The sequence below is a fragment of the Acidithiobacillus caldus ATCC 51756 genome (genome assembly GCF_000175575.2).
Classification (GTDB): Bacteria; Pseudomonadota; Gammaproteobacteria; order Acidithiobacillales; family Acidithiobacillaceae; genus Acidithiobacillus_A; species Acidithiobacillus_A caldus.
In genome coordinates, this window is record NZ_CP005986.1 from 1,815,763 (window position 1) to 1,830,695 (window position 14,933).

Below are 14,933 nucleotides of genomic sequence, written 5' to 3' on the forward strand. Positions count from 1 at the left end.
ACCGCGCTGTGGGAGCCGCGCTGGAAGTGGGTGGGGAAACTCCTGGGGAGGCAGGTTCCCACACCGACAGTCTGGCTTTTGCCGCAGGATGCCGAAACCGAGCTATGCTCGAATCTGGTGTACGGGAGGTCTACAACTAGCTTGAGGAGGGTGGCGCACTGTTGCTAGAAAAGGGTTTCTGGATCCGATTCGCAACGAATGAGGAGTGCGCCATGCAAGAGAGTACTGGTTTCGACGGAGGAATGGGAGAGTTGGGCCTGAACATCGAGGGCTTATTGCGGCGGTCCGCGCGCCAGCTGATCCAACAGGCCATCGAGGGCGAGGTGCAGGTGCTGCTGGAGGAGTATGCCGCGGTACGCATGGTCGATGGTCGCCGGGCCGTCGTGCGGAATGGATATCTGCCGGAGCGGGAGATCCTGACAGCGGTCGGCCCCGTGCCTGTACAGGTCCCCAAGGTGCGAGACCGCTCCGGTTCGGGCGTGGTCTTCCGTTCTTCCCTGGTACCGCCCTACGTGCGCAAGTCGCGGACCGTGGCCGCAGCGCTCCCCTGGTTGTACCTGCACGGGGTATCGTCGGGACGGATGCACGAGGCGCTGTCTGTTCTCCTGGGCGAGGAGGCCAAGGGGCTTTCTCCGGCCGTGCTGGGACGCTTGAAAGTCGAATGGGCGCAAGAGCATGCCCAATGGCAGCGCCGGTCTCTACAGGGAAAACGCTACGCCTATTGGTGGGCCGACGGGGTCTATACCCAGCTGCGGGCGGAGGACGATCCCCGGATGTGTCTCTTGGTCATTATTGGCGTGACGGCCGAGGGCAAGAAGGAGGTCGTGGCGGTCACCGACGGTTTACGGGAGTCCAAAGCCTCCTGGCTAGAGATCCTGCGGGACTTGCGCGACCGCGGGCTGCAGGAGGCGCCACTACTGGCCATAGGAGATGGGGCGATGGGTTTCTGGGCCGCCCTGGACGAGATTTACCCACAAACCCGTCATCAGCGCTGTTGGGTGCACAAGACGGCCAACATCCTCAACGAGCTACCGAAGCGCCTTCAGGGGAAAGCCAAGGCCGCCCTGCAGGCGATCTGGATGGCCGACACCCGTGAAGCTGCGGAGAAAGCCTGGCAAGCCTTCGTGCGGGACTACCAGGCCAAATATCCCAGAGCGGTCGCAAAGCTCGAGAAGGACCGGGACGTGCTGCTGACCTTCTTCGACTTCCCGGCAGAGCACTGGCGGCATATCCGCAGCAGCAACGCCATCGAATCGACCTTCGCCACCGTACGGCAACGCAGCAGCCGCACTAAAAACTGTGTCTCTCGAGCCACTTTCCTTGGCCTGAGCTACAAGCTCATCCAGCAGGCAGAGAGACACTGGCGCGGGATTCAGCATCCGGAAAGACTGCGCGAGCTCTTTGCCGGGGTGACATTTGTCGATGGGATGCCTGCCAACGAAACCCGGCTGGATCCTCAACAGGACGCCGCCTGAATCGTGTTAGCAAATGCTCATACACCAATCTTGACCATAGCTCGCCGAAACCGCAGAGGAAACTCAGGAAGCCGGATCGGTGTCGACGGAGAAATCTCCACCAGCGGTTGCACCGCAGCAGGCGGTGGCTGCGCCACAGCAGGCGGTTGCACCGCAGAATGGGGCTGCTGCGCCGCAGTCCAGCCCGCCGCAGGCGCCGCAGGCAGCGGATGCGTCCTGGAAGTCGTGGGCGTTCCCGCTGATTACGGTGCTGGCTGGGCTTGCGGTCGTCTTTGGGCTGGGTTTTCTGTTGGGGGCGGATAGGGCGTTGGGGCGGACGCCAGCAGCACTGCGGTCTGGCCCGGTTGCTGTCTTACTGGACGTGCCAGTGGGTGGGCTCCTGTTGCTGCTTGGAAGTTTTGCCTGTCTGGTGCAGGCCCACGACGACGCGAAACTCCGTTGGGTCTGGCGGGTGGCCGCCGTGCTGCTCGCGGCTTTTGCTGCGTGGGTCTGGCTTGGAGGCTGGCTTTGAGCGAAAGGCGCTCCGACACCTCCGTCTCCGGCAAGAGTTTCGTCCGCGGCAAGACCATTGACGAAGATGAGCGCCTGCGGCGGCCGCAGGCGGCCCGGGTGGTGCGCCGGGTGGTGGCCGAGCGGCGGGCCTTGCCGGTGGGTGCGGCGGGGAAAATCGCCAGGGCGGCGTCCGTCGGCGGCGGGCGGCTGTTCCGACCGCTACCCAAAGGGGTTCCGCACAGCGAGGCGGCGCGCCGGGTGACGGTCAAGCTGGGCTATGTCCCCAATCGCAAGATCGGTCAGTGGGCAGCGCACGGGTCCTATCTCGAGCGCGAGAATGCCCAGCAGGAGGGTGAAAAAGGCTTGGGGTTCGATGCCCAGGACGATGAGGTCTCCATCAAGGGTCGGCTGCAGGAGTGGCAGCTGTCGGGTGATCCTCGCCTGTTCAAGATCGTGCTGTCACCGGAGGATGGGGACCGACTGAATCTGCGGGAGGCGACGCGGGAGACGATGGCGCGCATTGCCCCGCACATGGCCGAGGATCCGGCGTCGGTCGAGTGGATGGCCATCGATCACTACAACACCGGACATCCGCACGTGCACGTGCTGATTCGGGGCAAGGCGGATTTTCGCATCCCGCGGGAGATCGTGAAGCGGGGCATGCGCGATGTCGCGTCGGAAGTGGCGACGGAGCGTTTGGGCTACCTGTCGCCGGCGGAACTGGCCAGACGGCAGGAACAGCAGATCGAGGCACGCCGTTTCACGCCGCTGGATCGGGAGATCGAGCGGATGACGAAACCCTTGCCGGATGGACGCGCGGTCTTGTCGGAGGTCGTTCGCCGGCCCAGGGAGTCTGGGTATGCGCAGCAGCGTATCCGCATGCGGCGGCTGGAGGCCTTGGAGCGTCTGGGACTTGCGGAGAAGGTCGGTTCGTCCACCTGGGCACTGGATGCCGGTTGGACGAAGGCACTGAAGGAGCTGGAGATCGTGCGCACACGCACGAAGATGGTGGCGGAGTCCAGGGCGCTCATGACGGAGCCGCGGTGTCTGCCGCAGGTGACGAAGCTCGGCCCGGGGCAACGGATCGTCGGGCGGGTCCTCGGAACCGGGCTCGATGAGCGATTCGACCGCAGTTTTGTGATCCTCGAAGGCACGGATTACCGGGCGCACATCGTCTATCAGACGGCGGGCATCGAACAGGCCCGTGCGGCGCAGCAATTGCAACTGCGGCATCTCGTGGCCATCGAGGGGAAAAGCTTCGAGAAGGACGGTCGCCGGATCCCCTACACCGCCGTAGAGGACTATGGGCTGGTGATCCCCGACAAGCCCAAGGAGGTCCGGATTCCCGAGAAAGCCCTGGACGATGCCCTGGATGCCGGCATGACGGCCCAACCGGAGGCATCGACGACGGGTTTTCAGCGGCTCTGGCACGAGCAGTTGCTGGAGCGGATGCGGCGGCGGGAGCGCGAGAAAAGGGAGCGTGAGCGTGACGCATCTTTGCCGGTGGAATCGGTGCGCGAGGATGCTTCTCCCGTCGCACCAGAGCCGGCTCAGCCGGAGCGTACACCGCAGGATCTGCCGCCAGAGGTTTCGCCGAAGGCTTCGCCGGAGGCTTCGCCGGAGGTTCCTGCCGAAAAGCCGACTCCGTCGCCCAAACGTCCAGGACGTGGCGAACGGGGTGGTCCGGCCAGGGGATCGAAGAAGCCAGGCAAGGGCCGTGGTGACGATCTCGAATAAGGGTCGCGCGTCGCGAGTCGCGCGTCATGCGTCTATGACCGTAACGGAAAAAAGGAGGCATCATTTTTGAACGCAGAACCCGCGACTCGTGACCTGCGACTCGGGATTCCTCGGATGCGTCGTGTTCTGGTGGTGACCGTTCACGTCCTGATGAGCCTGTTGATGTTGCTGGTGCTTGCTTTTCTTGCCTTATTGACGGTCGCCCGGGCGCAGCACTGGGTATTCAACGGGACGACCTGCATGCCGCTGGGATTCTATCGGTTAGGGCCAAAGCCGAAGGTGGTGCGCGATGGCGATTACGTGATGCTCTGTCCGGAGCTGGGGAATCCGCTGCACCTGCGTTTTGCCGGTGCGCAGGCCTACCAAAAATCGCTGCCGGCAGACACAAATCCCGCCATGGCGCAGGCCATTTCCGGGAACTGGCTCGAATTCTCGCCTAAGGGGCCTTGCGCCAAAGGCATAATGCCTTTTGCCAAGGTGGTGGCGGCGATACCCGGGCAGCAGGTGATGGTGGCGCCACAGGGCGTCCGGGCCAATGGCCGGTGGCTTCCCAATAGTGCCGTGGTAACCCGGGTGGATGGGATTCCGGTCATCCACGTGGCCTACGGTCGGTATGTGGTTCCCAAGGGCTACTTTTGGGACTACGCCCCCGGGAATTTCGCGTACACCAGCGCCTATTATGGGCCGATCCCGGAGGACCATATTTTGGGCAGCCTCAAGCCCGTGCTGGTGATTCCCGGAAGCGAGTATTGGTACCACCCGAAGGTTCGGCACGGATAATCGTCCTCCAATCTTTGAATTTTGTTGAACTTTTCTTTTGGAAAGCGTACAAAATGCGTGCAGGCCAAGAGACGCCCTCAGGGAAAGCGGCTCGCGCCTGCAAGCCCAAAACGTGAAGCCGGCGCGTTTGGGCTTTTTTTGTGCCCTACACCCACCCCTGCAGGGCGCAGCCCCCGCCGCTGGCAACGCTACCGACCCGCGACGCGCGGAAGTGCCAAGGCGCATTGCTATACCCAAGGGAAGGTTTTCCTGGAGGGTTCCATGTTCAAGAAACTTGTGCTGCTATCCACACTGACACTGCTTGCCGGCTGTTCGACCCTGCCGGCCAATTACGATGCTGGTCTTCCGTCTGGACCGTCTGCGACGGCTTCGGCTCCTGCTGTGCCGCAGCCTGCGGCGCGGCCACCGGCGAATCCTGCAGCGAAGACGGCGCCATCCCCCCACACGCACCGCATGTGTTCCGCCCGTCTGGGCCAGGCCCAGGGCTATCTGCGGGGGCTGCTCGCGACCGACAGCCAGCTCGCAAAATCCTGTTTGTCGGCGAATCCCGCCGCGGTCTGTTGGGGGAATCTCGCCAGCACCTTGGTGCAGCAACAGCGGGGCTTGTCGGATTTGGTGCAGGACTCCGGATCCTGCCCGCAACTGGGATCCCTGCGTCAACTGGCGGACGCCTATTTCCGTGCGGCTGGTGAAGTGGCGCAGGGTTGTGCCGATACCGGTGCGCCGCGTTGCCTCGAGGGGGATGCGGTGCAGGAGGCGTCCCATCGGGGTCAGGCCCTGCGCCAGGCCATCGGGGTGGCCCAGTGATGTACCCGACCGTCGCTCTCGACCTGGACGGGGTGCTGCTCGACTTTGAGGCGGCCTGGAAAACCTGTGCTGCCTGGACCCTGCGCCGGCCCGTGGAGCGGATTACGGACGACTACGCTCTGGAGGACCGGTTTGGTCTCAGCCGGCGGGAGGTGGCCAAGGTCTGGGATGCGTTCCACCAGGGGAACTGGTGGGAACGGGTGCATCCCTATCCCGAGGCCTGGGACCTGATCGAACACCTGTCGGGACTCGGGGCGTGCGTCTGGGCGGTCACCAACGTCGATGCCCGCCATCTGCACGCGCGGGCCCTGTCTCTGGAGGGCATGATCCCCGAGTCGCGGATAATCACGCTGGGTGCCAAGGCGATGCCCGAAGATCGGGTGGCTATCCTGCGGGATCTTCGGGCGACGGCCTTTTTGGACGACCGCTTGGACAACGTGCACGCCGCCCTGCCCTACGTGCCGATCTGTTCCTGGATTCACCGGGACTATCGCGGGTTCGGGGAACCGGAAAACGGGGTCCTGGTGATCGACGACCTGCGCGATTTCGGCACGGTGCTCCAGGATTTTCTGTATCCGGTGTTGGTGGCCACCGCATGAGGCGGACGCTGTCTGGCCTGCTGGTGGGCCTTTTTGGTTTTACTGCTGCTGCAGCTTACGGTTCTGGAGCAACGACCAATGCGGTCGCCATGCAGCGTATTGCGCAGGATCGGCAGATGGCCCCGAAGCCCAATTACGCCTGGACGCATCCCTACTGCCTGCGCTACCGCAGCGCGCATCCCGATCTGCTGATACTCGGGGATTCCATTTTCGACGGGTGGAGTGGCTATCTCCTGCACGTGTTCCCTGGTGCCTTGGTGGACGCGCGGGTTGGGCGGCAGTTTGCGTCGGCCATTCCGATTTACCAGAAGCTACGGGCTTATCCCGGGGTGCGGGCCATCGGCACGGTGGTGGTGGAGCTGGGGACCAATGGGCCGGTGACGTCGGAACAGGTGGACCAGTTCCTGCGCCTCGTGGGGCCTCGCCGGCGCGTGGTGTTCATCGTGCCCGAGGTGCCGCGTCCGTGGGGCCCCGAGGTACAGGATCTCTATGCGAGCCTGCCGCAGGCCTACCCGAACGTCCGGCTGGTGTACTGGAACCGGATCGCCTCGTTGCCAGACGGGCGGGAGAACGGGGCGTATTTCTGGGGGGATGAGGTGCATCCCAACTGGCAAGGGATACGCGCTCTGGTGGGTGGATTGGGGGCGGTGTTGGAGGGGGATCGGTCATGAAATCCAAAGACACCTCGATGATGCTCCCGATTTTCGCGGAGCCGGAAGCAGAGAGTCGATATGCCATCCGGGTTGGGGATCTGCTGGACGTGTTGCCAACCTTGCCGGAAAACCATTTCGACGGGGTGTTGTGCGATCCGCCCTACCATCTCACCCAGAAGTCGCGCGGGGGGAGCACACGCAAAGCCAATGAAGATGATCCCTACGGTCGGCACGGTGTCGGTACGGACCGCGGATTCATGGGGGAGACTTGGGACGGCGGGGATATCGCCTTTCGCCCGGAGACCTGGCGGGCGGTGATGCGGGTGATGAAGCCCGGCGGTTACCTGATGGCTTTCGGAGGCAGCCGCACCTTTCATCGGCTGGCCGTGGCCTTTGAGGATGCAGGGTTTGTTTTGGCCGATACCCTGATGTGGCTATATGGCAACGGATTCCCCAAAAATCTCGATTTGAGCAAGGCGATGGATCGGCATTTTGGGATGCAGCGTCCAGTAGTCGGCAAGCGCAAACATCCGACCCTGAAAAATTCGGACCTCGTTGAGGAAGCGGCAAACGCCGCCCATGGGAAAAATTTCTGGCGTCGGGAGTGGGATGTCACCCTGCCTGGACATGCGGATTCTGCGCGGTGGAACGGCTATGGTACGGCTCTGAAACCCGCCTACGAGCCCATTCTGCTCTGCCGTAAGCCCGGAGAGAAAACCTACGCCGAAAATGCGCTGAAATGGGGTTGTGGGGCGCTGAACATCGATGGGGCGCGCATACCGGTATCCGAGAGCGAGGGCGAGCGGCCATTGCGGGAGGTCACGTGCGATCCCGACAAAAACGGCATGGTTTACGCCGGGCGACGTAATGCGGGTGGCGGTTTTGACGGCGGATCCCGAGCCATAGGTTCCACCAGCGAAGGCCGCTGGCCGGCCAATGCGATCCTGGACGAGGAAGCCGCAGCGATGCTGAATACTCAGGCAGGCCCACGCAAGAGTGGGGCCATGCCGAAAGGGACCCTGCGCCGGGCGCGACAGGGGAACGCTTTTGGACGTTTCCCGGGGGTGGCGACGCACAAGGACATCGCGGCGAGTGTGGGGAATGCCAGCCGGTTTTTCTATGTCTCCAAGGTGTCCACCAAAGAGCGGCAGGCGGGGGTGACTTCTGGTGAGCCTAGGTATGCGCATGGAACCACCTTGCGCAGGATAGAGAACAGCGAAAAGGTTGGGAACGATCACCCGACCCTCAAGCCCATCGACCTTACCCGATATCTGGCCAACCTGATTTTACCGCCATCCAGGGGAGACGATTCGCGTCGACTTTTGGTGCCTTTTTCGGGGGCTGGGTCGGAGATGATCGGTGCCTTGCAGGCTGGGTGGGATACGGTTTTGGGAATAGAGCAATCGGAGCATTACGCCGAGATTGCGCGGAAACGCTTGATTTATTGGATAGGAGGATAAGCTGCATGTTGCCTATGTCGAAGAAGATGGCGTTGTGGTTTGGCTGGACGGGTTTTGTGGGAATGGGGGTTCTGGCCGCAGGAATCTGGACGGTCGACCTGTTGGGTACGGCCCATGCCCAGACGAATCCCGCCGCAGCAGCGGCGAACTACCGTCCTCTGGTGGACAAACTGAGCGCGGGGCGCGCGACGGTCCTGTCCACCTTTGCCGGACCCGATGGCTTGACGGGTCTGGTCGTTGGACCAGCAAATGGCGCTGGCCCCAAAAGCATCGCCTGGGGTATCGATGGCGAGAACGGTCCCGTGCTGATCCCGGGTCCAGTGCTCGACTCTCAAGGAAAGAATCTCTCCCAGCAGGCGGCCGAACGGCATGGCGTAATACCCAAACCCATGGCCGGTGGGAAACTCGCGCAGGCGATGTTGGCGGCTCCTGGGTTCACGGTGGGCACCAAGGGACCGTTGTTCACGGTATTCCTCGACCCCAACTGCATTTTCTGCCACGACTTCTGGACCAAGGCGTATCCTTTGGCCAAGGAGGGCAAGTTGCGGTTCAAGGTCGTCCCTGTGGGATTCCTGAAACCGTCCAGCCTGCCCAAGGCGGTGACCATACTGCAGAGCAAGGATCCGATGGCGGCCTGGGCACAGAACGAGGTGATTTTCAACGTCAAGACGGAAGCAGGCGGAACCACGCCGGCCAAGGTGCTGGACCCCAAGGTGCTGGCCGAGGTGAAGGCCAACACGGAACTGCTGGCCAGGACGGGTGAGGTTGCCACGCCCACGATTGTGGCCTGCCTCAAGGGCGACAAGACGCCGCAGGTGTTTCACGGCATGGCGCCCGGGATGATGGCGGATCTTGGGCGGGGTGCGAGCATTAAGGGGGACGGAACATGCTCCTGACGACCCAGGAAGATGCTCGAATGATGGAAGCCGATCGCTTCCTCGATACCCAGATCGAGGTGCTCGATATCGCGCGGGATATGCTCGTCAAGGAAGGCTTGCCGCAGGACGATCACCATCTTGACCTGGCGCTACATGCCCTGGTGCGCGGAGTCGAGATTGGACTCATGGACAGCCAGCTGGCCGACCGCATCGTGCGTTTTGGTGCGGCGCATGCGCGGCAGTATCCCTCGATCGGACGAGACTATCCGCGCTAAGGATGGAACCACCGCATAGGAGATGCCCCATTGGTCACCCTTTTTATTCTCGTTGCCTTCCTTTTCGCTGCCTTCTACTTTTTGCCGACAATACTGGCCTATCTGCGCAAGAAGTCCAATCTCGTGGCGATTTTCGTCATGAACCTGTTGCTGGGCTGGCTTTTTGTGGGCTGGGTCATCGCCCTGATCTGGGCTTTGTCCAACGACAGTCCGACGACCATCGTCATCCATAGCGGGAAAGAGGATCGCTAGTTTGCTCCCCAGGGATCCGGGGCCGGTAATACCGGATAGGGATCCACAGACCAGCCGACGGTGTCTGTTTGAGAAAAAACGGCGGCAGCGCGGGATTGGGTTTTTGCTTTAACTCCGCTCAAGGGACCGCGCCGTACCCCCCCCGACGATATGGGGGATTTTATTTTTGCTCAACGCTGAATTGTACTGAAAGCCACGAAAGATTATGCGGGGATGATCTAGCAATACCATTTGGGCCTATTGGTTATCACCCCATAATCCGTAGTGCTGTACTCGGATAGAGATTTTCCTTGTGCGCCACGACCCCTCGCTATACCAGATAGGCGATGTTGCCAACGATCTTCTGCGAGGTATGGATATGAAAAAGATGCTGCTGGGTTCGGTGCTCATGGCGATCTCCACTATGGCTCTGGCCGGCACGGCGTCGGACGGGATTTCGTCCATCGTGGCCACCAACAACGAGGCCGGTATTGCCGTGACGGGCAATCTGTTCAACTACCAGGAGCACATCACGCCCGGACCGTCGGATACGGAATCCGGCTGGACTCCCGGCTTTCAGGTGAAGGCCAGCGTTATGCGTGATCTGATGGGCCTTTCGAACGTCTATGGGCAGGTCAAGTTCAGCTACAATTCGGGCGGGATCGATTACCACGGTGCGGTAGAAAACCTCAGCACCGGAACGGCCACCCCTTACGACACCACCGACGATTCCACGCAGTACCGCATCCTGGGCCGTCTGGGCAAGGGTTTTGCCATCACGGACAACGCCATGCTGACGCCCTATGTGGCCATCGGCTATCAGCACTGGAATCGGCATCTGGTTGGACCCTACGGCTACACCGAAGACTATTCGGCGGTTCTGACTGGGCTTGGGGTCAAGGGCCAGTATGCCCTCACACAGCGTCTCGTACTGGGAGCCAATGCGGAATTCCTTGCGGTGGTGGATGGCCAGATGACGCCGAATCTGGACGGTCTGCCTCTGGGAACAGCCAACTTCGGCACCACCGGCGAAGAGCGGGTAGGCATGGATGCCGACTATCGTTTGATGGGCGGCCTCCACCTCTTTGGCAACCTGGACTACACCCACTACGACTACACGGGCGGCAACCTGAATTACGGCTTCTATGAGCCGTTCAGCGCCAGCAACCAGTTTGCCGTCGGTGCCGGCCTGGCCTACAGCTTCTGATCGATGTTCCCTTCTCCTCCTCTCTTCGGCGCCCTTATGGGCGTCTTTTTTTTGGTCAGTCGCGCGTCCATCGAGGTTGATGTTTTGCAGTAGGGGGTGGATGCGCGGCGTGACGAGACTATCCGCGCTATGAGCGCAGGGATGGTGTGCCACGGCCTTTGGCTATACCTCATCGGGCAACAGAAAAGGATTGGATATGAGCAAGCTATTCACGTTGGACCGCTTCGCTGGAGCGGGGCTGCGCCTGCGGTCCTTGCAAATCCGTGTGGCGCAGGATGTCGATCACTGTCTGGTGGAACCCCTGCCGGAACCCGAAGCCATCACAAGCCGTGATGGGGAGGCGCTGTCCTGCCGGCGCAGCCTCTGCGGGTTCATCGAAGCGGGTACGGGGGTCGGGAAAACCATCGGCTATCTCGTTCCGCTTTTGGAGTATGCCAGCCAACACAAAAAGCGGGTGGGCATCAGCACCTACACCCGCTTTCAGCAGCGGCAGGTGGCCAAGGATCTGGCTCTGGTGCAGCAACGGATTTTCGACGGACTCGATCTCCAGGTCGCCATCCGGCTGGGTCGGCAGAACTTTGTGAGCCGCGAGCGCGTCGCGTTCTGGCGGGAACGTCTGAAAGGAACGGATTTGCCCAAAGCGTGGGAGGATTTCTTCGCCTGGGTGGACCGTTGGGACGAATCCACCGATCCGCTGGACACCACCTTTCTCGCCTGGCGGGAGATTTATCCGGACATGCCGGAGTTTTCCGGCCTGGCGGAAGAGGATTTTGCGTTGCGGGAGGACGAGCCGCATGCGTGGTACGAGGCGCACGCCAAGGCGGCCCAGTCCGCCGATGTGGTCATCACCAACCACGCCACGTTGCTCATTCACGGTGCCCTGAAGACTGGGCTTCTGGGCGATCTCGACGCGGTGGTCGTCGATGAGGCGGATCAGCTGATCTCGGCGGCCCAGTCCCTGCTGTCCCGCCGCCTGCGGGCCTCGCTCGTCGTTCGCGACCTGCGTCGTCAGTATCCCGATCCCAGGGAGTTCGATTTCGCCGAGGCCCGACAGGAAGCTGACGCGATTCAGGACCTCCTCCGGGAACTGGGGGAGACGCTGGAGTATCGGGAAACCCTGCTGTCCGAGTGGCTAGCGCGTTTTCCCGAGGAAAGCGCGGCTTTACGTGGTCATCTGGATCGATTGATCCCGCTGCTGCCCAGTCCGTCTGCGCGCCGGAATTTTCAGCGGGTGCTGGCGGGCCTCGACGGCGGGGAAACCGTCGATGTCGTCTATTCGCCCATCCGCCATCTGCCCGCCTTCCATATCGACGATCTGGAGCCGGAGCGTTTCGTCGGGAAGCTGTTCGTGGCTTTTGGTGAGGACGAGGTTTTTCTCCCCCGCGTCGTCCTGGTATCGGCCACCCTGTCCGATCCCATGACGGAAAAGCTGGATTTCGTTCACCAGACTTTTGGTCTTTTTCGCCAGCCCTTCTTGACGAGCCGCTACGAACCGGACCGGTTTGGCTCCATGACTTTCGTCCTGCCCGATCCCCGGGTCGGTGCGCCTTTCCTGGTGGACGATGAGGACCTTTCCGAGCGGATGTGGAATCCCGAGTGGCTGGCCTATGTCGAGAACGCTCTCGGCATCGACGATCACCACAAGCTCCTGCTCACCCCCTCTTTCGAGGACATCGCCCGATGGATGGAGCGACGCGGGCTGGAAGTTGGGAAAACGCGGCTGCACGATGGCATCCTGTACCACCAGCCGGACGTGCCCGGAGCGAAGCTCGTGCAGCGCATCGAACAGGACCCGGACGTTCGGGTGGTCATCACCCCGAGCCTGTGGGAAGGCGTCAATCTGCGCCTCGATGGAAAGCCCTGGATGCAGGACGTGCTCATTTCGAGGGTTCCCATTCCGCCCTACTCGCCTCTGCTTCAGGAGCGGAAAATCGCCTGGCGGCTCGCGCGGCAGGCCGAGCAGGCCCGCAAGAAGCGGGAGCGTGGCGAAAAGGCCGTCTGGCGCACCGAAGAAGAGGTTCGTGCCGAACTCGTGTGGGAGTCGGCCAAGAAGGCCTTGCGGCGTCTGCGCCAGGGTCTTGGGCGCGGTATCCGCGACGAACGGGATACCGTTCGGGTGTGGATGCTGGATCCCCGCGTGCTTTTCCCAACGGACGCCTTGAACGGCCTGCTGTTTGTCGCCGCCGGTCTGGAGGACGGCGAGCATCTGGTGCAGGCCGCCGAAAAGATACCGGCGCATCCCGCCCTGCGGCGGTGGAGCCAGTCCGTGCCGGCGCGGTTCCGCGGGCAGCTATCCAATGCAGACATTTTCCTGCGCGACGGAACCCTATCGTCGCTGGTTGAATCGGAGGGGGCGCTGCTATGCACTACGTGCTGAAAGTGCGCTGCAAAACGCCCATCGCCATGGGCAAGGCGGGTTTCTACTCCGGTCTGGACGCCGTGCTGCTGCATCGCCTCTGCCTCTGGACGGGGGGAGATACCGATGCGGCGCGGGAGCGCATGCCTCTGGAAAGGGACGGCGAACTCTGGGCCTGTGGGGGCGGCTACAATCCCCAGGACGCCCTTTTTCTCTCCCGCACCGCACCCAGGCGGGTGCCCGTCTTTCGGCTTTTCCTGCGGGATGGTGGGTTTCGTGAAATGGCGGACTTGTCTCCGGACGAACTGCAAACGCAGATCAACGCCTTTTTCGGTCAGGAAACCGAGGCGACGGGGGACGCCTATGCCGTCGTGCGCAACGCGCGGGAACTGCATTTCCGCTTCCGTTCCACGGATCCCGAGCGGGTTTTGTATCTCCTGCGTGTCGAGCCTTTCCTGGGGCCAGGGCATTCCGTGGGTTGGGGCGAGATCGAGCACGTGGAACTCGAGGAAAAAGGCGATGCCGATGCGCTCTGGGTGTACACCGATCCCCTGAACCGCTTGACCCGTCCCGTGCCCATGGACTGGACGGGTGTGGATGGTCAGGAATCCCTGTCGGCGCTGGAGGCCCCCTACTGGAGCATGCCCAAGGTGCCCGCTCGGGTGCCCTATCCGGTGGGGGTGCGCTGATGGAACGGACACCGTTACAGGAAGCCGTGTGGTTCTTTTACGAACGGCTGGGACATCGTTTTCCGGCCCCCGACTGGGGGGAGCAACGCGAGGACGTGTGCTCCATCTGCGGCACGGAGGGGCGGGGCTACGACGATGAACGCCCGAACCATCGGATTTTCCGGTGTCTCGCGTGCACGTCTTTCTATGCGCCGACACCCGACCATTTTCTCACCACGGGTAAGGACCGGTCTTTCGCGGGCATCGTGAAGAATCCCTGGGTGCTGGACGCGAACGGACGTTTTCGTTCACCCATTGGCAAGGCGAGCCGCAAGGACGACGCCTTTGTGGTGAACGCCCGTGCCCATGGGATGGATTTTTACCCTGCGGAAAACCCATTTCAGACCTTGTACCGGGGAATCTACGATGGGGAGTTCGCTTTCCCGCTCCTTTTCGTCCGCCTTGGGCAGAACAAGATCGAGTCGATGCGGATGATGCGTTTGTCCACGTCCGACATGCTGTTTTTCTGGGACAAGAGCGAAATGCGGACCTTCGATCTCGCGCTCGTCCGCGAGGCGGGCCGCTTGCCTTTGGGGGAAAAGCCCTGGTCCGACTGGGCGAGGTGGGGTATTCCCGAGGATCTTGCCGAGCGTGTGCGTTTTCTCAAGGACGTGCGCGGAAAAGCCCCTTTCCGGGTGCTGACCATGCACGGCGACAACCGGCTTTTCCTGCGGCAGGTGGTGGACCGCGAAGAGGCGAAAAGACCAAGGCCGAGAAGAAAAAGAGGAGCAGAAAATGAAGATTCTGGACGGAGAAGCACTGCACAAGAAGGCCTGGGATATCTGGGCGGGTAAGGCTTCGGTGGACGAGCGGGATTTCCTGTTCGCGCCGTACAGGGACGCCATCGTGTTCCGGTCCCGCTCGGAGCCCTTGCCGGCCACGCCGGAGGTCTGGCGGATGCGGTCCCTGCTGGCCCCGGTGATGCGCCGTGAGCATCGGGAGCGGGTCGTGAAGCCCAGGGAATTTCGCGGGTGGCTCGCGTCCCTGCTGGAGCGCCACGGCTGGGTCCTACGCTCCATCGAGAAGGTCGAGTCGATGGAGATGACCATCCGTCACGGTCGACGTCTCACGGTCGTCGATACGGTGTTCACCGCGCAGGTGGTGGATCGGGAAAACGCCGACCAGTCCTACCGGAGCGGCATCGGTCGGTACAAGGCTTTTGGCTGCGGAATGCTGATTCCGCAGGGTTGATCGCGGCTTTCCGTCGATCGGCGGAAAGCGAACCGTTCTTTCAAAATCGAGCGTGCGTTTGTCC

Annotated in this window: 16 protein-coding genes; all 16 read left to right on the plus strand. The window is 62.2% G+C overall.

Annotation, left to right across the window (positions count from 1 at the left end):
* The first annotated feature begins 212 nt into the window (after window positions 1–212).
* Window positions 213–1,475 (plus strand): IS256 family transposase, encoded by a 1,263-nt coding sequence (locus ACAty_RS08860; protein WP_004868469.1) that lies wholly within the window; start codon window positions 213–215, stop codon window positions 1,473–1,475.
* A 79-nt stretch (window positions 1,476–1,554) separates the two neighbouring features.
* Window positions 1,555–1,986, plus strand: coding sequence for a hypothetical protein (locus ACAty_RS08865; protein WP_038472048.1), 432 nt, complete (start codon window positions 1,555–1,557; stop codon window positions 1,984–1,986).
* Window positions 1,983–3,704, plus strand: a complete 1,722-nt coding sequence (locus ACAty_RS08870; protein WP_004872833.1) for a DUF3363 domain-containing protein — start codon at window positions 1,983–1,985, stop codon at window positions 3,702–3,704. Before ACAty_RS08865 ends, ACAty_RS08870 begins: the two co-directional genes overlap by 4 nt.
* Window positions 3,705–3,818: 114 nt before the next feature.
* The gene (locus ACAty_RS08875) at window positions 3,819–4,484 is read left to right on the plus strand and encodes a S26 family signal peptidase (RefSeq protein ID WP_004872835.1); all 666 of its coding nucleotides are present in this window, start codon (window positions 3,819–3,821) and stop codon (window positions 4,482–4,484) included.
* A 261-nt stretch (window positions 4,485–4,745) separates the two neighbouring features.
* Window positions 4,746–5,291, plus strand: a complete 546-nt coding sequence (locus ACAty_RS08880) for a hypothetical protein (protein ID WP_038472055.1) — start codon at window positions 4,746–4,748, stop codon at window positions 5,289–5,291.
* Window positions 5,291–5,890 carry an HAD family hydrolase gene (locus ACAty_RS08885; protein WP_004872840.1) on the plus strand — a complete coding sequence of 200 codons (600 nt, stop codon included), beginning with the start codon at window positions 5,291–5,293 and terminating at the stop codon, window positions 5,888–5,890. The genes ACAty_RS08880 and ACAty_RS08885 overlap by 1 nt, the downstream gene beginning before the upstream one ends.
* Entirely contained in the window at window positions 5,887–6,561 is a 675-nt protein-coding gene (locus ACAty_RS08890; protein WP_004872842.1) for an SGNH/GDSL hydrolase family protein, read from the plus strand. The genes ACAty_RS08885 and ACAty_RS08890 overlap by 4 nt, the downstream gene beginning before the upstream one ends.
* Window positions 6,558–8,003 (plus strand): DNA methyltransferase, encoded by a 1,446-nt coding sequence (locus tag ACAty_RS08895; protein WP_004872844.1) that lies wholly within the window; start codon window positions 6,558–6,560, stop codon window positions 8,001–8,003. The genes ACAty_RS08890 and ACAty_RS08895 overlap by 4 nt, the downstream gene beginning before the upstream one ends.
* A gap of 5 nt (window positions 8,004–8,008) precedes the next feature.
* Window positions 8,009–8,899 (plus strand): thioredoxin fold domain-containing protein, encoded by an 891-nt coding sequence (locus ACAty_RS08900; RefSeq protein ID WP_004872846.1) that lies wholly within the window; start codon window positions 8,009–8,011, stop codon window positions 8,897–8,899.
* A gap of 20 nt (window positions 8,900–8,919) precedes the next feature.
* On the plus strand, window positions 8,920–9,156 hold the full coding sequence (locus ACAty_RS08905) for a hypothetical protein (protein WP_004872847.1): 237 nt from the start codon (window positions 8,920–8,922) through the stop codon (window positions 9,154–9,156).
* A gap of 30 nt (window positions 9,157–9,186) precedes the next feature.
* Window positions 9,187–9,408 (plus strand): superinfection immunity protein, encoded by a 222-nt coding sequence (locus ACAty_RS08910; protein ID WP_004872849.1) that lies wholly within the window; start codon window positions 9,187–9,189, stop codon window positions 9,406–9,408.
* Window positions 9,409–9,766: 358 nt separating this feature from the next.
* A complete protein-coding gene (locus tag ACAty_RS08915) occupies window positions 9,767–10,594 on the plus strand; it encodes a hypothetical protein (protein WP_051620770.1) in 828 nt (275 codons plus the stop codon).
* Window positions 10,595–10,790: 196 nt separating this feature from the next.
* A complete protein-coding gene (locus ACAty_RS08920) occupies window positions 10,791–12,971 on the plus strand; it encodes an ATP-dependent DNA helicase (protein ID WP_004872853.1) in 2,181 nt (726 codons plus the stop codon).
* The gene (locus ACAty_RS08925) at window positions 12,956–13,639 is read left to right on the plus strand and encodes a hypothetical protein (RefSeq protein WP_004872854.1); all 684 of its coding nucleotides are present in this window, start codon (window positions 12,956–12,958) and stop codon (window positions 13,637–13,639) included. The genes ACAty_RS08920 and ACAty_RS08925 overlap by 16 nt, the downstream gene beginning before the upstream one ends.
* Window positions 13,639–14,472, plus strand: a complete 834-nt coding sequence (locus ACAty_RS08930) for a hypothetical protein (RefSeq protein ID WP_004872855.1) — start codon at window positions 13,639–13,641, stop codon at window positions 14,470–14,472. Before ACAty_RS08925 ends, ACAty_RS08930 begins: the two co-directional genes overlap by 1 nt.
* On the plus strand, window positions 14,414–14,869 hold the full coding sequence (locus ACAty_RS08935; RefSeq protein WP_070114635.1) for a type I-E CRISPR-associated protein Cas6/Cse3/CasE: 456 nt from the start codon (window positions 14,414–14,416) through the stop codon (window positions 14,867–14,869). The genes ACAty_RS08930 and ACAty_RS08935 overlap by 59 nt, the downstream gene beginning before the upstream one ends.
* Window positions 14,870–14,933: the final 64 nt, after the last annotated feature.